This is a genomic window from Hymenobacter endophyticus (genome assembly GCF_032464715.1).
GTDB lineage: Bacteria > Bacteroidota > Bacteroidia > Cytophagales > Hymenobacteraceae > Hymenobacter > Hymenobacter endophyticus.
The window spans coordinates 85,457-102,720 of the sequence record NZ_JAWDJT010000015.1 but is presented as its reverse complement, the minus strand read 5'-3'; the positions used below and the strand labels follow the sequence as shown (position 1 = coordinate 102,720).

Annotated in this window: 17 protein-coding genes and 2 pseudogenes; 9 read left to right on the top strand and 10 right to left on the bottom strand. The window is 58.8% G+C overall.

The window, feature by feature from the left end; translation table 11 throughout:
• The first annotated feature begins 308 nt into the window (after positions 1-308).
• The 4 genes and pseudogenes from ROI90_RS18720 to ROI90_RS18705 all read left to right on the top strand — a co-directional run bounded on the left by ROI90_RS18720 (position 309) and on the right by ROI90_RS18705 (position 4,936).
• The gene (locus tag ROI90_RS18720; RefSeq protein WP_315999809.1) at positions 309-2,651 is read left to right on the top strand and encodes a S9 family peptidase; all 2,343 of its coding nucleotides are present in this window, start codon (positions 309-311) and stop codon (positions 2,649-2,651) included.
• 156 nt (positions 2,652-2,807) lie between these two features.
• A pseudogene (gene hslV, locus ROI90_RS18715) lies at positions 2,808-3,303 on the top strand (ATP-dependent protease subunit HslV).
• Positions 3,304-3,317: 14 nt separating this feature from the next.
• The gene (locus tag ROI90_RS18710) at positions 3,318-3,815 is read left to right on the top strand and encodes an STM3941 family protein (protein ID WP_315999808.1); all 498 of its coding nucleotides are present in this window, start codon (positions 3,318-3,320) and stop codon (positions 3,813-3,815) included.
• 149 nt (positions 3,816-3,964) lie between these two features.
• Positions 3,965-4,936, top strand: coding sequence for a deoxyhypusine synthase family protein (locus ROI90_RS18705; protein WP_315999807.1), 972 nt, complete (start codon positions 3,965-3,967; stop codon positions 4,934-4,936).
• A 76-nt stretch (positions 4,937-5,012) separates the two neighbouring features.
• Here the strand turns inward: ROI90_RS18705 and ROI90_RS18700 are convergent, their stop codons facing one another.
• The 4 genes and pseudogenes from ROI90_RS18700 to ROI90_RS18690 all read right to left on the bottom strand — a co-directional run bounded on the left by ROI90_RS18700 (position 5,013) and on the right by ROI90_RS18690 (position 7,812).
• Entirely contained in the window at positions 5,013-5,564 is a 552-nt protein-coding gene (locus tag ROI90_RS18700; protein WP_315999806.1) for a hypothetical protein, read from the bottom strand.
• Between the two features lie 27 nt (positions 5,565-5,591).
• A pseudogene (locus tag ROI90_RS21220) lies at positions 5,592-5,747 on the bottom strand (DUF3667 domain-containing protein); the annotation flags it as partial.
• 348 nt (positions 5,748-6,095) lie between these two features.
• Entirely contained in the window at positions 6,096-6,446 is a 351-nt protein-coding gene (locus ROI90_RS18695; protein WP_315999805.1) for a hypothetical protein, read from the bottom strand.
• 55 nt (positions 6,447-6,501) lie between these two features.
• Entirely contained in the window at positions 6,502-7,812 is a 1,311-nt protein-coding gene (locus ROI90_RS18690; RefSeq protein ID WP_315999804.1) for a cystathionine gamma-synthase family protein, read from the bottom strand.
• A gap of 121 nt (positions 7,813-7,933) precedes the next feature.
• Between ROI90_RS18690 and ROI90_RS18685 the strand changes: the two genes are divergently transcribed.
• Both ROI90_RS18685 and ROI90_RS18680 read left to right on the top strand, forming a co-directional pair.
• Positions 7,934-8,263, top strand: a complete 330-nt coding sequence (locus tag ROI90_RS18685) for a hypothetical protein (protein ID WP_315999803.1) — start codon at positions 7,934-7,936, stop codon at positions 8,261-8,263.
• 234 nt (positions 8,264-8,497) lie between these two features.
• Positions 8,498-9,808, top strand: coding sequence for a cryptochrome/photolyase family protein (locus ROI90_RS18680; RefSeq protein ID WP_315999802.1), 1,311 nt, complete (start codon positions 8,498-8,500; stop codon positions 9,806-9,808).
• A gap of 211 nt (positions 9,809-10,019) precedes the next feature.
• On the opposite strand, the gene ROI90_RS18675 is transcribed toward ROI90_RS18680, so the two are convergent.
• The 3 genes from ROI90_RS18675 to ROI90_RS18665 all read right to left on the bottom strand — a co-directional run bounded on the left by ROI90_RS18675 (position 10,020) and on the right by ROI90_RS18665 (position 13,410).
• Entirely contained in the window at positions 10,020-11,078 is a 1,059-nt protein-coding gene (locus ROI90_RS18675; RefSeq protein ID WP_315999801.1) for an N-acetylmuramoyl-L-alanine amidase family protein, read from the bottom strand.
• 197 nt (positions 11,079-11,275) lie between these two features.
• Positions 11,276-12,124, bottom strand: a complete 849-nt coding sequence (locus ROI90_RS18670) for an SDR family oxidoreductase (protein WP_315999800.1) — start codon at positions 12,122-12,124, stop codon at positions 11,276-11,278.
• A gap of 383 nt (positions 12,125-12,507) precedes the next feature.
• Positions 12,508-13,410 carry a helix-turn-helix domain-containing protein gene (locus tag ROI90_RS18665; RefSeq protein ID WP_315999799.1) on the bottom strand — a complete coding sequence of 301 codons (903 nt, stop codon included), beginning with the start codon at positions 13,408-13,410 and terminating at the stop codon, positions 12,508-12,510.
• Positions 13,411-13,599: 189 nt separating this feature from the next.
• On the opposite strand from ROI90_RS18665, the gene ROI90_RS18660 reads away from it, so the two are divergent.
• The 3 genes from ROI90_RS18660 (at position 13,600) to ROI90_RS18650 (ending at position 15,264) form a co-directional block, all read left to right on the top strand.
• A complete protein-coding gene (locus ROI90_RS18660) occupies positions 13,600-13,998 on the top strand; it encodes a hypothetical protein (protein ID WP_315999798.1) in 399 nt (132 codons plus the stop codon).
• Positions 13,999-14,015: 17 nt separating this feature from the next.
• A complete protein-coding gene (locus ROI90_RS18655; RefSeq protein ID WP_315999797.1) occupies positions 14,016-14,432 on the top strand; it encodes a helix-turn-helix domain-containing protein in 417 nt (138 codons plus the stop codon).
• Between the two features lie 70 nt (positions 14,433-14,502).
• Positions 14,503-15,264: an SDR family NAD(P)-dependent oxidoreductase gene (locus tag ROI90_RS18650; protein ID WP_315999796.1), complete on the top strand. Its 762-nt coding sequence runs from the start codon at positions 14,503-14,505 to the stop codon at positions 15,262-15,264.
• A 79-nt stretch (positions 15,265-15,343) separates the two neighbouring features.
• On the opposite strand, the gene ROI90_RS18645 is transcribed toward ROI90_RS18650, so the two are convergent.
• The 3 genes from ROI90_RS18645 to ROI90_RS18635 form a co-directional block, all read right to left on the bottom strand.
• Positions 15,344-15,811, bottom strand: coding sequence for a hypothetical protein (locus tag ROI90_RS18645; protein WP_315999795.1), 468 nt, complete (start codon positions 15,809-15,811; stop codon positions 15,344-15,346).
• A gap of 143 nt (positions 15,812-15,954) precedes the next feature.
• On the bottom strand, positions 15,955-16,416 hold the full coding sequence (locus ROI90_RS18640) for a hypothetical protein (RefSeq protein WP_315999794.1): 462 nt from the start codon (positions 16,414-16,416) through the stop codon (positions 15,955-15,957).
• 108 nt (positions 16,417-16,524) lie between these two features.
• Positions 16,525-17,124 carry a 2'-5' RNA ligase family protein gene (locus tag ROI90_RS18635; RefSeq protein ID WP_315999793.1) on the bottom strand — a complete coding sequence of 200 codons (600 nt, stop codon included), beginning with the start codon at positions 17,122-17,124 and terminating at the stop codon, positions 16,525-16,527.
• Positions 17,125-17,264 lie beyond the last annotated feature (140 nt).

Here is a 17,264-nt window from a genome sequence, read left to right as displayed (position 1 = left end):
TCCAACCCACTGAACGTCATGCAGAGCCGGAGGCGAAGCATCTCGCGTGCTGATGTTGGATTACTATTGCAACATCAGCACGCGAGATGCTTCGCCTCCGGCTCTGCATGACGCTTTATCGACTTACTGTCCACCCTATTCAGCCCGTCATGCCGACCAAAGTCGAAGCCTGACGGGCTGAATGGTTATAGGGGCTGACCTGGATGCAGCCTTGCGCGCACAAACCCGACCCCTAGGCAGTGCGCGGAATGTGTGTTACCTTCCGCCTCCGCCGGAAATAGGCGGTTTTATCACCTTCTCTAAACCCTATGCACAAGTATCTACTGGCCCTTTCGGCCGCGGCAGTGCTGGCTCCGGCCGCAGCCTCGGCCCAGCAGCGGCCCGTTCTCACAGCCCAGGATTATGCCCGGGCCGAGCGTTTTCTCGGCTATAACACCTCGTCCCTGATTGACGGCAGCGCCGGCCAACCCAACTGGCTCGGTAATGACCGGTTCTGGTACCGGGTGCTCACGCCCAAGGGTAGCGAGTACGTGCTGGTGGATCCCGCCCGCAAAACCCGCTCCGCCGCTTTCGACCAAACCAAGCTAGCAGCCGCTTTATCTTCGGCCAGCGGCAAAACCTATGAGGCCAGTCGCCTGCCCATCCGCGGCCTGACGTACTCACCCGACGAAAAGAATATTGCCTTCTCTGCTGCTGGCAAGGCCTGGAAGTACGACGTGTTGAGCGGACAGCTGACGCCGGATGCAGCGCCGACAGCCCCGGCAGCTCCCGCCGCCAATGGGGGCAGGGAGGTGGAGTCGCCGGACGGAAAGTTGGCTGCTTTCATCAAGGACGACAACCTGTGGGTGCGCGATACTAAAACCAACCAGCTCACCCAGCTCACCACCGACGGCACCAAGGACTACGGCTACGCCACCGACAACGCCGGCTGGACCCACAGCGACGCCCCGGTGCTGCGCTGGTCGCCCGACTCGCGTAAGATTGCCACCTTCCGCCAGGACCAGCGCAACGTGGGCAGCATGTACCTGGTGAGCACCAATATCGGCCATCCGAAGCTGGAAAGCTGGAAATACCCCCTGCCCGGCGATAAGGATATTGCCATGATTGAGCGGGTGGTTATCGAAGTAAACACCCCGAAAGTGGTGCGTTTCCAGATGGCTCCCGACCCGCATCGGGGCACCCTCTCCGACGACATTTCCAGCAGCGGCACCTTCGACGACGTGGACTGGAGCCCCGACACCCGAGAGCTGGCCTTTGTTTCGACTTCCCGCGACCATAAGGAGGAGAAATTTCGCATTGCCGATGCCTCCACCGGCACCGTGCGCGAGGTGTTCACCGAAACCGTGGCCACGCAGTATGAGTCGGGCCAGGGCGCTATCAACTGGCGCTACCTGCCCAAGAGCAAGGAAATTATCTGGTACTCGGAGCGCGACAACTGGGGCCACCTCTACCTCTACGATGCCGGCACCGGCAAGGTGAAGCGCCAGATTACCAAGGGTAACTGGTTGGTGACGAAGCTGCTGCGCGTGGATGAGCAGAAGAGAGAGCTGTACTTCCTGGCCGACGGGCGGGAGCCGGGCAACCCCTACTTTACCCACCTCTACCGCATCGGGCTGGATGGCAAAAACCTGAAGCTGCTCACCCCCGAGCCCGGTAACCACCAGGTGACCCTCTCGCCCTCGGGCCAGTACTTCATCGACACCTACTCCCAGCCCGACAAGCCCGGCCAGACGGTGCTGCGCGCCGCCGACGGCAAGCTGGTTTCCACCCTAGAGAAAACCGATATTTCCCGCCTTACGGCCACCGGCTGGAAGGCTCCCACGCCCATCACCGTGAAAGCCGCCGATGGCCAGACCGACCTCTACGGGCTGATGTTCACGCCCACCACGCTGGACGCGGGCAAGAAATATCCGGTTATCGACTACATCTACCCCGGCCCGCAGGGTGGGGGCGTGGGCAGCTGGGCCTTCAGCGCCGCCCGCAACGACAACCAGGCATTGGCCGAACTGGGCTTTGTGGTGGTAGTAATTGAGGGCAGCTGCAACCCGCTGCGCTCCAAGAGCTACCACGATGCCTGCTACGGCAACATGGCCGAAAACACCCTGTCGGACCAGATTTCCGGCATTAAGCAGCTGGCCCGGCAGCACCCGTACATGGATGTGAACCGGGTGGGCATCTGGGGGCACTCGGGTGGGGGCTACGCCACGGCCGCCGCTATGTTCCGCTACCCCGAGTTCTTCAAAGTGGGCATCTCCGAATCTGGCAACCACGAGAACCGCAACTACGAGGACGATTGGGCGGAGCGCTATATCGGTCTGCTCAAAACCAACCCCGACGGCACCACCAACTACGATAACCAGGCCAATGCTCCTTACGCCAAAAACCTGCAGGGCAAGCTCATGCTGGCCCACGGCCTGATGGACGACAACGTGCCGCCCTACAACACCTGGCTGGTAGTAGATGCCCTCACCAAAGCCAACAAAAGCTACGACCTGGTCGTCTTCCCCCAGGCCCGCCACGGCTTCGGTGCGGCCTCGTCCTACATGATGCGCCGCCGCTGGGACTATTTCGTGCAAAACCTGGCCGGCGCCGAACCCCCGCAGAACTACGAGATGAAGCCCGTACCCGACCCTCGCAACGCAGTACAGTAAACAATTCAAAAGCTAGTTCCCCTCCTCATCTGAGGAGGGGAACTAGTTTTTAGCTTTACTAGCTACGGTGCTTGCTCCGGCTGGGCGTTGCGGCCGGATTCCCGTAGCTTTGCGCCTTCCTGTTGACAAACCACCCGTATCCTTTCTGATTTCGCCATGAGAATCCGTTCCACTACCGTGCTGGGCGTGCGCCACAACGGCCAGATTGCCCTCGGCGCCGACGGCCAGGCCACCATGGACAAGCACGTGGCCAAAAGCAACGTGCGCAAGGTGCGCAAGCTGCATGAGGGCCATGCTGCTCGATAAGTTTGAGGAGAAGCTGGGCGGCTACGGCGGACAGCTGCGCCGCGCGGCCATTGAGCTGGCCAAGGAGTGGCGCAAAGATCAGTACCTGCGCAAGCTGGAAGCCATGATGGTAGTGGCCGATAAGGACGAGCTGCTCATCATTGCCGGCACCGGCGACGTGCTGGAGCCCGACTCCGACGTGGCCGCCATTGGCTCGGGGGCCATGTACGCCCAGGCTGCCGCCTTGGCCCTCAAGAAGCACGCGCCCCATCTCACCGCCCGCCAGATGGTGGAAGAAGCCCTGCACATTGCCGCCGACATCTGCATCTATACCAACCACAACCTCATGATTGAGGAACCCAGCTAAGGCCGTTCAGCCTCATGACCGAAAACCTCATCTACCATAACTCGCGCTGGCGTTACGCCCTGCTCACGTTGGGCGGATTGGCGTTTGTGGCCATGGGCGTTTTCATGATTGTAACGGAAGGCAAGTGGGGCCTGGGACTGGTATCTATTGCCTTTTTCGGTACCGGCGTGCTGGTCGGAATCCGGCAGCTGCTGGATAGCCGCCCCCGCCTGCAAATCACCGATGAAGGTATTCTGGACCGCACTCTGGGCGTCGGCCTCATTCCCTGGGCAGACATTGCCGACGCCTACGTGCGCTCCATCAACCAGGAGAACTTCATCTGCCTGGCACTGCACAACGAGGATGAGTACGTGCAGCGTCTGTCGCCGCTGAAGCGCAAGCTGGCCGGCGCCAACTCTGCGCTGGGCTTCACCATGCTATCTGTGAATCTGAGCGGCGTGGACCTAAACCCCGAGCAGCTGCTGGAATACATCCTGAAGCAGAGCGCCGCCACGCAGATGCCCCGATCCTAGCTCAACCACCCGCCCAAACCCTGCTATGGTGAGCAACCCAGCCCCGATAGCACACTATTCAGAATCTTCGATATACTCTTTTCGTATTGAACGATTCCGGGGCTTTTTTTGATAGAACACCGACACCCATTTACTGAACCTACGATCTGATGAACGTAACCAACTTCCTCAAGCACCACTACCGCCACTTCAACGCCGCTGCCCTGATTGATGCCGCCGAAGGCTACAACAAGCACCTGGCCGAAGGCGGCAAGATGATGATTACCCTGGCCGGGGCCATGAGCACCGCCGAAATGGGCATCCAGCTGGCCGAGCTCATCCGGCAGGACAAAGTGCAGATCATTAGCTGCACCGGCGCCAACCTGGAAGAGGATATCTTCAACCTGGTAGCCCACGACTTCTACGAGCGGGTACCCAACTACCGCGACCTGACGCCCGCCGACGAGCAGGCCCTGCTGGAGCGCCACATGAACCGCGTAACCGATACCTGCATCCCTGAAGAGGAAGCCATGCGCCGCTTGGAACACTCGGTGCTGAAGTTCTGGGAGAAAGCCGACAAAGCCGGTGAGCAATATTTCCCCCACGAGTTCTTCTACCAGATTCTGAAGTCGGGCGAGCTGGAGCAGTACTACCAGATTGACCCCAAGGACAGCTGGATGCTGGCCGCCGCCGAGAAAAACCTGCCCATCATCTGCCCCGGTTGGGAAGACAGCACGCTGGGTAACATCTTCGCCGGCCACGTTATTTCGGGCGACATTAAGAACGTACACACCGTACGCACCGGCATTGAGTACATGATTTACTTGGCCGACTGGTATACCCAGCAGGCTACTGAGGAAAGCAAAGTAGGTTTCTTCCAGATTGGTGGCGGCATTGCCGGCGACTTCCCCATCTGCGTGGTGCCCATGCTGCACCAGGACCTGGGCCGCACCTCAGTGCCGCTGTGGGGCTACTTCTGCCAGATTTCGGACTCAACCACCTCGTATGGCTCGTATTCCGGCGCCGTGCCGAACGAGAAAATCACCTGGGGCAAGCTGGGCCAGGACACGCCCAAGTTCATCATCGAGTCGGACGCTACCATTGTAGCCCCGCTGGTGTTTGCCATGGTGCTGGGGCAGTAGTTTGGCCTACATCCAGCTAGTAAAAAGCCCGCCGCTGAACGTCAGCGGCGGGCTTTTGCGTTATAGAAGCAGTCAGCTAGTGTTGGCTTGGAACCGGTGTAAGCTCTTGTGCCGATTGCGCCTGTTGCGTATGCTGTTGATCCTGAATACTTCCTTTGAGAGTATCCCACTGCAGGGCCGCTACGAGCACCCCTATTAAGATGCTTGGCATCAAGATGCCTAATACGAAAGGGAAAAAGCCACGGATTAACCGCCCGACTAGGCCAAGACCGGTATGAGCCAGCAACGTGCTGTATGCCCACGTAGCGTACCCAAATGTTAGCAGGCTAACCCAGAGGCTTACTTGCTGAATTTGGGTGGTGCCGGAATAGAAATACATCAATGGCAGAGAGAGCAACGAGAGGGCGTTGCATGCGGCCGTGATGAAGGCCGTAATAACCAAGCACTCGGCGTAATTGTAACCGCCCCGGCGGAGGAAAAGGCGGGCAAACCCGGCAATAACTGGTATCATCGCCACGTACACCCAGTTGATGTATTTAGCCATAAACTCAGCCCCCGATTTCTGAACCTGGTACATCGCCTCAGGCACCGCTGGATCACGGGGTGGCACTATGTCGATATGAAGCATAGAAATAGTGAAGGCATACAACCCCGTTACCAGTAGCAGCAGCGACAGTGGGCGGAAGTGACTGGCGCGCTGGCCGGCCAAATAGGCACGAATGGTACTGCCAGGGCGAGTGGTGACTGTGCGCAACGAGTATAGTATGCCCTTATCCACGTGCCATACGGAGTGCGGAATATCATGGAGCATGTGCGCCATATTAAGCCGTTGGGTGTGGTGGGCATCCTGGCCGCAGCGCCCACAGAAACGGTCGGGCACAGAATAGCCGCAGTTGAGGCACTCTACCTCATGATGGGCCGCCTCCGCAGTAGTAGAGGCCGAAGTGGGAGCGAGAGTTGAGTTCATTGCAAGGTAGCAGGCAGTGACGGGCAGTTGAAACTAGCAAAAAAATCAAAAGCATAGAGTGTTGCGCAGAGCTTGGCTGGCTTCATGTCCATCGGCTTGTCAGCCTGCTATTCTCAAGCTGTGCAGGTGAATGGAGTATAAGAAAAAGCCCGCCGCTGACGTTCAGCGGCGGGCTTTCTTGTTTCAGAAATTTTACGGTTTCTCCTGCTGGTAATGTTCTCGCAGGAAGAAATGCGCCAGAGGGAGCAGTGCTAGGAATACGAAGGTGGGAGCGAAAACACTACCGTATTCATTCAACAACAAACTGTTGTCGTGGTCTGCCTCATACGAAGCATACCATAGCAGCGCAGCCAATGGAGCGACTAGCAGCAGGTATACGATGAAGACAACTACAGTGCCTGTATTGTGCTTCAGTGCGCTTCGAAGGAAAAACAAGACCAGCAGCCCCCATACTAGCTGCGGCGACCAGATAAGTACAGCAAAGAATATGGTCCAGGCCTGTGCGGAATCAGCACCATCTAAAAGCAGGATAAATTCAAGCATATCAGCTAGGTAAACAGCGTATGGCAGCGAGACGCTACTGGTAGTTTTTCCTCACTTACACCTCCGCTGCCTCCCGCACCGCCTGCCCCACGCCCACGGCCTCGAACGCCTGGCTCAAATCCAGCATCAAATCCTGCGGGTCTTCTACGCCGATGCTGAGGCGGATCATCTGGGGGGAGATGCCCATTTCGTGCTGCTCGGCGGGGGTGATGTCGGAGTGCGTCATGGTGGCGGGGTGCTCGGCCAGGCTTTCGGTGCCGCCCAGGCTCACGGCCAGCTTGATGAGGCGCAGCGCGTTGAGGAAGCGGAAGGCCTCGGCCTCGCCGCCCCGGATGTCGAACGAAATCATGGAGCCCGGCGCCAGGCAGTGGCGCTGGTAGATATCCTGCTGCACAGGGCAGTGCTCCAGGTGGGTGAGGTAGTAGGTGCGGGCCACCAGCGGGTGCTGCCGCAGCCAGTCCGCAATGAGCTGGGCCGAGGTAGCGGCACGCTCCATGCGCAGCTTCAGGGTTTCGAGGCTGCGCATGAGCATCCAGCCGGTGTTGGGGTCGCACATGGTACCCATGAAGGTGCGCATAGCCTTGATTTCCTTCATTAGGGCGTGGCTGCTGAGAGCGGCCCCGGCAATGAGGTCGGAGTGGCCGCCCAGGAACTTAGTGGCCGAGTACAGCACCACGTCGGCACCGTGCCGGAGCGGGTGCTGGAACACCGGGCCCAGGAAGGTATTATCCACCACCAGGCGCACGGGCTTCTCGGGGGTGCTGTGGCGGCGGGCCAGGGCGGCGCAGGCTTCCAGGTCCACAAGGTGGTTGGTGGGGTTGGCGGGCGTTTCCACGAATACCATAGCCAGGCGGCCGGGCGCCAGGCTGGCGGCCAACGCCTCCATTTCCTGGGGCGTGGCGGTGGGGCGGAAGCCCACGGCTTCAATACCAAACTTGCGCAGCACGTTTTTCAGGAAGAAATCGGAGCCTCCGTACACCGGCTCGGAGTGCAGCACCACGTCGCCGGGCTGCAGCAGGGCCAGCAGGGTGGTGCTGATGGCGGCCATGCCCGAGGCGAAAGAGGCAGCTTCCTCGGCTCCATCCCAAAGGCAGAGACGGTTTTCCAGGATTTCGAGGCTGGGGTTGTTAAGCCGGGAATAAATCAGGCCCATTTCCTCCTCGGGGCCCTGCTGGCGCAGACCGTAAGCCAGTTCGAAGAAGGCCTTGCCCTCTTCGGCGTTCTTGAACACGAAGGTGGAGGTCTGGAAAATGGGGGGCTTGATGGCGCCTTCGCTCCAGGCCGGCGTGTAGCCGTAGCTCATCATGAGGCTTTCGGGGCGCAGCGGCTGCCCGCCGATGTGGGCGTGGTCTTGCTGGTTCAGCATAACAGGGTGGGAGTGGGGTGGGTGGGAAAAATGGGTTCTGCGAAGGTAACTTTTCTGCCAGACCTGCGCCCGGCCCCCATGATGCCGTACCTTCGTCCCGTTCCACCCTCAGCCCCCCGCCATGCCCCTCGACCTCGCCAGCTTCCTGCACCATACCCCCGAGAGTGAGAAAACCACCGTGTATGTACATCTTGATGAGGATGAAATAGCTTCCTACGAAGCCCTGTTGGTGGCCCAAACGCGCTGGCGCAAGCTCTACATTACCCTGGAGCCCAAGCGCCGCTACCTCACCCACACCCAACAGCCCGACGGCGAAGAAGTGGAAATCGACTTTCTGCAGGACTATGAGGAGGTAGAAGCCATTATGGAAGATGCCGGCCTCGACGGTATCCACGACGGCGAACAGGGCATCCTCTACCACAACCTGCTGTATTTGCTGATGAATCCGTAGGTGAGTTGTTGGTTGCTGGTTGCTTGGAAATCGGACTGCTGAATAATCCCCTGTCATCCTGAGCGCAGCGAAGGACCTTATTACGTCAGCGCAAATCGGTGCAACGTGGTAAGGTCCTTCGCTGCGCTCAGGATGACAGGAGGCGAATGGCGCGCGGGCTAACTCTACCGTAGCCTCCACCGTTAGCAGTACCCAGCGGCCCGCCAACCGGCCCGTTTCACTGCTAGCGTATTTATGAAAATTAGTCTTTTCTGGCACCGCCGCGACCTGCGTTTCGAGGATAACGCGGGCCTGGCGGCGGCTTTGCAGGCCGAAGAGCCCGTGCTGCCCCTGTTCATCTACGATAAAACTATCCTCGATAAGCTGGAGCCCGAGGATGCCCGTCTCACCTTCATCTTCGACCAGGTGGAGCGGCTGGCTGATGAAGCCCACGCGGCCGATGGCGGTTTCGTGGCCCGTCACGGCAAGGTGCTGGATGTGTTTCGGCAGCTGCTGAAGGACTACGACGTGGCCGCCGTGTACACCAACGAGGACTACGAGCCCTACGCCACGGAGCGGGACGCCGCCGTAGCCGAGCTGCTGCAGAAGCACGGCGCGGAGCTGCGCAGCTTTAAAGACCAGGTCATTTTCGCCAAGGATGAGGTGCTGACCAAAAACGGCAAGCCGCACAAGGTGTTCGGGGCCTACTCCAAAACCTGGCAGGCCCAGATGAAGCCCGAAGACTTCAAGCCTCACCCGTCGGCCCGGCTGCTGAAAAAGGAAAACCTGGCCCAACCCATTGCCGCTGATAAAACCCGGCCCACGCTGCAAAAGATGGGCTTCAAGCGCCACGAGCAGTACACGGTGCCCGCCAAGCTGCCCCCGCCCGGGGTAGTAAAGGACTACGATAAAACCCGCGACACGCCCGCCCTGGAGCGGGGCACCACCCGCATGTCGGTGCATCTGCGCTTTGGCACCGTCAGCATCCGCAGCCTCATGCAGCAGGCCGATAAGCTCAACGAGAAGCTGCTGAACGAAATGATCTGGCGCGACTTCTTCATGATGCTGCTCTGGCACTTCCCCAACACCGCCACCGAGGCCTACGACCCCAAGATGCGCCACTTACCCTACCGCGACGCGCCCAAGGAATACAAAGCCTGGTGCGAGGGCCGCACCGGCCAGCCTTTCGTGGATGCGGGCATGCGCCAGCTCAACCAAACCGGCTACATCCACAACCGGGCCCGCATTGTGGCGGCCGGCTACCTGGTGAAGCACCTATTCATCGACTGGACGCTGGGGGAACATTATTTCTCCGAGAAGCTGCTCGACTACGACATGAGTAATAACGTGGGCAACTGGCAATGGATGGCCGGCACCGGGGCCGTAGCCGCGCCCTGGTTTCGGGTCTACAACCCTGAAACCCAGCAAAAGCAGTACGACCCCGACCTGGCCTATATTAAAGAGTGGGTGCCCGAGTACGGCACCGACAAATACCCCAAGCCGCTGGTGGATCTGAAAGAAGGACGGGACCGGGCCATCGAAGCCATTCGCAAGGGCCGGAAGTAGGAGACTGTTTAGTTGCTGGTTGTTAGTTGCTGGTTATCAGAGTTCGTCATGCTGAGCTTGCCGAAGCATCTCTACCGCTTCGTTGCAATAGCATCAGTTAGCCAGCGGTAGAGATGCTTCGACTAGGGCTGCGCACCCTGGCTTGATGCGCCACATACTCAGCATGACGATTTTTTCTGACAACTGACAACCAGCAACTAACAACTAAAAATCACCGCTTGGTATAGTCGGCCAGCAGACCCTCGTAAATCCAGTTGGCCAGAGCCTGGCGGTTATCGGGCACCACGAAGCGGCGCTGGTCTTTGGCGTTACGGATGTTGCCTAGCTCCATGAACACAGCCGGGGCGTGGCTGGTGCGTACCTCGTACAAGCTACCCCGCTCCGATACGTTGCCGGAATACGGCCGGTTGGGCTGGGCACGCTTGTAACGGTTGGTGAACACCTTATGGATGTTCTTGGCTAACCGCAGCCCTGCCTGGCTGTTGGCGTGGTGGTAGAAGAATACGTCGATGTTCTGGCCTTCGCTGCGGCTGTCCACGTGTAGGCTCAGCAGCCGCTGATAGGCCCCTTTGTGGTGAGCGTACAGCTTGTTTACCTGCGAAATGCGCTGGCGCAGGCGGCCCAGCTGGCTCAGCGGAATGGTTTGGCGCGGGTAAGTAACCTCATCGTAATCAATAGGTAGTACGTTCTGGTCCCGGATACCGTCGTTGGGGTCCTGCACCATTACGTACACCGTGGCCCCATGCTCCATCAGCACCCGAGCCAGGCGCACGGTCACATCGTAGGCGTACTCATCCTCGGCCAGCTTAAAGGAACCATACTTGCCAATGGCGCCGGGGTCGGGGCCGCCGTGGCCCGGCGAGAGGTAATATACTGCCCCGCGCAGGGCCCGGTCGCGCACTGGTACTGGGCTGTAATTGGGCCCGAACAGGTTAGCCGTGAGCATGGGCTGGGTGCTTTTGCCGCGGGAGGTAGGGTTGGTAGCGCGAAGATTGGCCGCTGCTTTCCGCTTGGGCGCGGTGGTTTTCGGCGTGGGAGCGGCTGCCGGCAGCACGTAGCTGCGGCCCACCACCAAGCCCCCGGCCGGAGTCAGGCGGCCCTTATTAAGCTGCCTGAATCGTTGCTGCTGCTGGCGGGTATTGAGGCCGTAGCGCTGCAGTAGCACCTGCACTCCGTCGCCGCGCCGGGCTACTGCTTTGCGGGCTTTAATCTGGCCGAAAGCGCCACCGGAAATCAGAAAGAGCAGAACGAGAAGGGCAGCGGTGCGCAATGACAGGAGGCGTAAATGAGTAAGCGAAACCCGAATTTGAGCCGGTTGGCCCGGTACTCAACGGCTGTAGGCCGGTAGGTTGGCTCACGCAGGAGGTGGTACCAGAATGCAAAAAAGGCAGTAAATCTTCGGATTACGAACAAAAAAGGCCCGCAGCTATGCCGCGGGCCTTTTTATATCCTGAAAATTCGATGTTACTAAGCTTCCCCGAAACCCGTAGCAGTGGCCAGATGCTGCCATTGCTGCAGTTGCTGCTGCACCAGCGCCGTTTTCTGCCCGGCCATCTGGTAAGCATCTGCCCCCAGAAAGAAATGAAGGGGCTGGCGCTCGGTTTCGCTGAGTTGAATGAGGGCGGCGGCGGCTTTTTCCGGGTCGCCGGGCTGGTTACCGTTGATTTGCTGCTCGTGGGCCGTTTGAGAGTCACGCACGGCTTGGTAGGCGGCCAAGGGCTGCTGGGGCGTGCCCAGGGAGCCGCTCGTCAGGAAGTCGGTGCGGAAATAACCGGGATACACCACACTGGCCTGCACTCCAAACTCCTGCACTTCCGCCGCGTACGATTCTGTGAGGCCGGCCACGGCAAACTTGGTGGCGCAGTAGATGCCCCAGCCCGGAAAGTTGCCCGTGAAGCCGCCCACCGAGGAAATGTTGAACACCCGCCCCGCGCCCTGCTGGCGCAGGTGGGGCGTGGCATGCCGCAGCACATGCAGTAGCCCAAACACATTCACGTCAAAATTGCGGCGCGCTTCCTCATCAGATAGTTCTTCCAGCGCGCCAACCTGGCCGAAGCCAGCATTATTTACCACTACGTGCAGGCCGCCCAGGGTACTGATGGTGGTGGCAATGGCCTGCCGCACGCTGTTCTCGTTGCCGAGGTCCATGTGCAGGGGCAGGAATCGGCCGCTACTAGGCGGCACGGCTTGTTGCAGCTCGGTCAGGTTGCGGGAGGTGGCCGCCACCGTGTAGCCGAGGGCCAGCAACTGCTTCACCAGCGTCAGGCCCAGGCCCTTCGAGGCTCCGGTCACAAACCAAATGTTGTTGGTAGTCATGTAATTGGTTGTTTTCGTGATAAGACAGCGAATCGCTCAGGGCGAGGCTTGCGAATTGATACAGCATAGGAAAAGCGGTTAAAGGCGAGGTAGCTACATGGGCAGACGCGCAAGCGCCCGTTTTATTGCAGCCGGCTACGAAATCGTACTATGTAAGTCCTTTTAACCGCCGCTTTCGGCCGCCGTTACTGCGCTAAGCGGCAAGGTGGCCAGGCAGCGGTTTTCGGGTGAAAAACTGGGTGCTGGAGGCCAGGCAGGGCCACGGACGGTGCGACACAAGCCAGCGTGGGTAGATGCTCATAGGTTGCGTGGTTAGTACACTGCAAAACTAGAGCGGGAGCAAGGCCGCCTGCTTGCCCATTTCAAACCAATACTTGCGAAAATCAAACAGCGCGTACGGCGGTGGGCGTGGTGCCCGCCCGCTTGCGGAAGAAATTGGTGAAGTGGGCCGGTTCCTCAAAGCCCAGGCAGTAGCTGATTTCCGCCACGTTCCAGGCCGTGTGCTTGAGCAGGGCGTGGGCTTCCTGCACCAGCCGGTCGGCAATAAGCTGGGTGGTAGTTTTGCCGGTCACTTCCTTCAGGGCGCGGTTGAGGTGGTTAACGTGTACCGCCAGCTGCCCGGCAAAAGCATGCGCGTTACGCAGACGCACCTGCTGGCCCGGCGTTTCGATGGGGAACTGGCGCTCCAATAGCTCCGTGAACAGGGAGGCAATGCGGGTGGCGGCGTTGCTTTCCTGGTAGAGCGTGGTGGCCGGCTGCAGCTTCAGGGCACTGTGCACCAGCTCAAACACGTAGTTGCGCAGCAAATCATACTTGAAGGCATAGTCCGAGTCCAGTTCGGCACTCATCTTCTCAAACAACTGGGTAGTGCTGGCCAGCTGGGCATCGGTGAGAGAATACAATGGCTGCCCACCCGGCCTGAACATGGGTAGTTCCAGCGCCCCAGCAGCTAAATAGCGTTGCAGAAAGGCCTCCGTGAAGATGCAGAAGTAACCCGATTGGTCGTCATCCAACGGCTCCCAATCGTAGGGAACCAGTGGGTTGGCAAACAGCAAGGCGTTGCCGCGGATTTCCACCGTTTTGTCGGCGAAGTGGTAATTGCTGCGGCCCCGTACCAGCGTAATTTTGTAGAAATCCTTGCGGCTATAGGGAAGGTGGCAGGCATTGGGCCCCACAAAATCATCGAGCCGAAATACGTTGAAGTGGCCGATATCCTGCTGCAGATTGTCGGGCAGCCAATGAATCTTCTGCCGGTAAAATTCTTCGAGCGTAGTGAGTTGGGCCATGGCGTGCAGTTACGAGAATCAAACCATTCGGTCCAGTATATGTTTCATGGCTAAATACTGGAAAAGCGCGTCTATGCCAAACAGGTATTACTTGTCTATTCTATCTTTCATATAATGTCCCATTTCAGAAACCTATGGCATCGGCTCTTCTGCCAGCCAGTGTACAAGCAGGATGAGAAATTTGGGCAAATGCGCTGGATTTCCACTGACCGGAAAGGCGGCGGATATTTTGAATGCAGAAGCCGGTTTCAGCCGACCGGGCACATGCTTGATATTGCGGTAGATGCACCCGCAGACGGACCAACAGTTGCTCAGCGAAACTTTTATAAGGATATAGAAACCAATTATTCATGGCTTGTCGGTGTAATGCAGCCCTTGATTGAGGCAGAGTTTCGTAACTGGCAACCTGGTTTTGCCATTCAGGATTTTTCGGCGGAATTATGGCCAGTTGGGTTAGATATACCGCAGCTTATTGACAACAAGCCAGTGAAATGGGAATTGTCATTTGAAACGGCCCACGACCTAAACCACATGGTTACGGTACTATACCAGAACTTCCAGCCGTATGCAGTCCGCGTCGACGGATAATTTCTTTTCCCGGTCCCATGCCTACTCCGCTACCCAAGAAAATACTGGCCCGCCAGCACGAAATAACGGCCGACTTCACTCGCCTCGTGCACGCCCACGTGGACGACCTAGCGGCCGGCCGGTCTACGGAGGCGTTGGAAATTCGGGATTTTGCCGGTCAGCTCTGCATTCATCCCACCCACCTCAGCAACACGCTCAAGCTTACCACCGGCGAGGCCCCCTGCGCCATATATGAGCGCAAACTGGTGGCCGTGTCCAAGGAGTTGCTGAGTAACCGGCAGCAGTCGGTGGCGGAAGTGGCGGCCCGGCTCACCTATGACCCCTCCAACTTCACCAAGTTCTTCAAGCGCTTCGTGGGCATCACGCCCCGGCAGTACCGGGAGCAACTTTGGGAGCAGCAGCGGGCCGAAACTTCGGAAACTGTTACCAGTTAATCTGAACTACTCACCAGAGCGGAGGGGATGCTAAGCGCCACCTTTGCCGTATCATTTAACCCTGATTGATATGAGGACTAGCAAAATAGCCCTGGTAACGGGCGGCAGCCGCGGCCTCGGCAAAAACATGGCCCAGAATCTGGCCCTAAAAGGCATCGACGTGCTGCTGACCTACCACAGCAAAAAAGAAGAGGCGGAAGCTGTAGTGGCCGAAATTCAAGCTCAGGGCCGTAAAGCCGCCGCCCTGCAGCTTGATGCCTCCGATAGTGCGTCGTTTGATGGGTTCTTTGGGCAGGTGCAAACCACCCTCCGCGACACCTTCGGCACCGACCGGTTCGATTACCTCATCAACAACGCCGGTACGGGGCTGTATGCGCCGTTTGCTGAAACCACCGAGCAACAGTTCGACGACATTCTGAACATCCACCTGAAAGGGCCGTTCTTCCTGACCCAAAAGGCGCTGCCCCTGCTCAACGACGGGGGCGGTATCGTCAATATTTCGTCGGGGCTGACGCGGATTGTTCTGCCAGGACCGTCCATTTACGCCAGTGCCAAAACCGCCGTTGAAACCCTAACGAAGTACCAAGCCAAGGAACTGGCCAGCCGCCGTATTCGCGTGAACGTGGTGGCGCCCGGTGCCATCGAAACCGACTTCGGCGGTGGCCGCACCCGCGACAACAAGGAAGTGAATACGCACATTGCCAGCCTGACGGCCCTGGGCCGCGTGGGCCTGCCCACTGATATCGGCCCTGTGGTAGCCTTCCTCTGCACCGAGGAGGCCGGCTGGATCAATGCCCAACGCATAGAGGTATCGGGCGGGCAGAGCATCTGATTGGCATACCTCGAAAGCCACAACGGCCGCTTCCCTACCCAGAGAAGCGGCCGTTGTGGTTGCCGGGCATATCTTGAGCTTAGTACACCTGCACCCTGAAGTGCAGGCCTCCATACTGGCCCATGTTCCGGTCGATGGCATACGCACCGTGCAGAATCTTGATGGCGCTGGCTCCGAGGGCATCCGTTTCGGGCTGATCAATGAAAAACTCCTCGGTTGGACGGATGGTAACGGCGCGCACGCTCGGATCGAAGGGCGTGAGGAATTGCACATCGAGGCGCTGCTGGCGCAGGGTGAGCCGCACGCGGGGAGTACGCAGGGAAGGCCCCTCAGTGCGGGCGGTCATGTCGGCTGAAGCGCCAACCGCGCAGGTTCCGTTGCCCCAGAGGCACTGGTCCATTTTAGAGTACCCCCGCATATAGGAGTCAGTGGAAGTCTCCTGCGCATACTGGTTGGCAGTGGTAGCCCGCGCCGCCGGAGTGCGGGCTGGCACTGCGGCCTGCTCGCAGCCGGCCAGCAGCAAGATAAGGGGTAAGAAGTGTTTCATGGTGAGCTGGTTGGGGTGGGAGGTAGAGAAGCAATATAGCTATTTGTTGATAAGCGCATCCCGGAAAAACAAAAAGGAGGAAACCAGTCGGCTCCCTCCTTTTTTTGGTTGGCTAAGCAGTCAGGAACAACTACCAGCAAACATTACACGTGAAAAAGCGGGCGGGCTGGATTCCAGATACCCCAGGGAATCATGATGAGCACCAGGATGAGTGCAATTAAAAACCAGGTAAAGGCCTTCTTGTGCTTCAGGACAGGGTCGGAGGCTTTTTTAGACAGCGTCCGGCCTACTTGTGCCGCAATTACGGCCAGCAGCATGCCTACCAAGTGCTCCACGGCAAAGAAACGGCTGCCGGCGTCCTTCATAACAGCGCTGCCGGCCGTTTCAAAGGCCTTTATGCCCACGGGGCTGATGAAATACAGGATAATACCCAGTAGCAGCTGCAGGTGCATGGAGCCTACAAAGGAGGCGCCCATGCCGTTATCGGCACCTACGTAGGGCTTGCGGCCCTGCCAGCCCGCAAAGGCCCGGAAAATGGCAATCAGGCCAAAAATAAGAACGAGCCAGCGCGTCCAGGAGTGCAGCAACAGTACGGTTTGGTACATGAACAGAAACGGTCAGAAGGTGAAACGGAGACGGTAAAGGTATTGGTTGGCGGCTGATTGTGCTGCACCATACCCCTACGGCAAGAGTGAGCCGGCGCTAACCTGCACTTAGCCAGCAGTTTCAAACAGAGAGGGAATAGCCTCGTGCTTATGGCCCTCAAAAGTGAAAATCTTCTCCGGAATAAACCGCTCCTCTTCCTGCCGCAGAATAGCCAGATTGGTTACGGCCAGCTTCAGATTGAACGTTTGCTGATTGAGGTACTGCATTACGGGACCCAGCAGCTCCGGAGTGGTATCATGCAGGGCCAGGGAAATATGCGGCAGCCAGCAGTCGGGCCCGCTGAATTTATCGGTGCGCAGGCACAATGGCGCCGTGGCCCGCAAAATGCGTTTGTGCAGGTGGTTAAGGGCATCGGAGCGCAGCACCGGAATGTAAATGACGGGGTTGGGCCCCGGAAATACGCCCAGGCCGGTGGTGTGCGCCACAAACGGCTGGGTATGCCGGGCTACATCGCGCAGTACCTGTTTCAGGGCCGAGAGCTTGCGCACCCCCGCCAGCTGATAGGTAATGTGGGGGTCGGGAGTGGCCTGCACATCATCCAGGCCAAACTCGGTTTCCAGACTCTTGATCAGCCGATTGATCCGGTCGGCGTTCTGGGTGTTCAGAAGAGAAGTTATAGCCAGCATCGGACGGTAAACGGGCAGCATGGCTTATTGGTTGGTAGCAGCCAGTACCGGCTCCCGGAAAACCGCCACCAGAGGTCAAGTACTGTTGAGCTTCAGGCCCACGAACTCACGCATTTCCGTGGGCAATGGCCGCAGTGCCACCAGGTAGCAGGTCCGTTGCG

Coding starts and splice junctions, on each gene's coding strand:
- ROI90_RS18720 (WP_315999809.1), top strand. CDS start 309: ATGCACAAGTATCTACTGGCCCTTTCGGCCGCGGCAGTGCTGGCTCCG.
- ROI90_RS18710 (WP_315999808.1), top strand. CDS start 3,318: ATGACCGAAAACCTCATCTACCATAACTCGCGCTGGCGTTACGCCCTG.
- ROI90_RS18705 (WP_315999807.1), top strand. CDS start 3,965: ATGAACGTAACCAACTTCCTCAAGCACCACTACCGCCACTTCAACGCC.
- ROI90_RS18700 (WP_315999806.1), bottom strand. CDS start 5,564: ATGCTTCATATCGACATAGTGCCACCCCGTGATCCAGCGGTGCCTGAG.
- ROI90_RS18695 (WP_315999805.1), bottom strand. CDS start 6,446: ATGCTTGAATTTATCCTGCTTTTAGATGGTGCTGATTCCGCACAGGCC.
- ROI90_RS18690 (WP_315999804.1), bottom strand. CDS start 7,812: ATGCTGAACCAGCAAGACCACGCCCACATCGGCGGGCAGCCGCTGCGC.
- ROI90_RS18685 (WP_315999803.1), top strand. CDS start 7,934: ATGCCCCTCGACCTCGCCAGCTTCCTGCACCATACCCCCGAGAGTGAG.
- ROI90_RS18680 (WP_315999802.1), top strand. CDS start 8,498: ATGAAAATTAGTCTTTTCTGGCACCGCCGCGACCTGCGTTTCGAGGAT.
- ROI90_RS18670 (WP_315999800.1), bottom strand. CDS start 12,124: ATGACTACCAACAACATTTGGTTTGTGACCGGAGCCTCGAAGGGCCTG.
- ROI90_RS18665 (WP_315999799.1), bottom strand. CDS start 13,410: ATGGCCCAACTCACTACGCTCGAAGAATTTTACCGGCAGAAGATTCAT.
- ROI90_RS18660 (WP_315999798.1), top strand. CDS start 13,600: ATGCGCTGGATTTCCACTGACCGGAAAGGCGGCGGATATTTTGAATGC.
- ROI90_RS18655 (WP_315999797.1), top strand. CDS start 14,016: ATGCCTACTCCGCTACCCAAGAAAATACTGGCCCGCCAGCACGAAATA.
- ROI90_RS18650 (WP_315999796.1), top strand. CDS start 14,503: ATGAGGACTAGCAAAATAGCCCTGGTAACGGGCGGCAGCCGCGGCCTC.
- ROI90_RS18645 (WP_315999795.1), bottom strand. CDS start 15,811: ATGAAACACTTCTTACCCCTTATCTTGCTGCTGGCCGGCTGCGAGCAG.
- ROI90_RS18640 (WP_315999794.1), bottom strand. CDS start 16,416: ATGTACCAAACCGTACTGTTGCTGCACTCCTGGACGCGCTGGCTCGTT.
- ROI90_RS18635 (WP_315999793.1), bottom strand. CDS start 17,124: ATGCTGCCCGTTTACCGTCCGATGCTGGCTATAACTTCTCTTCTGAAC.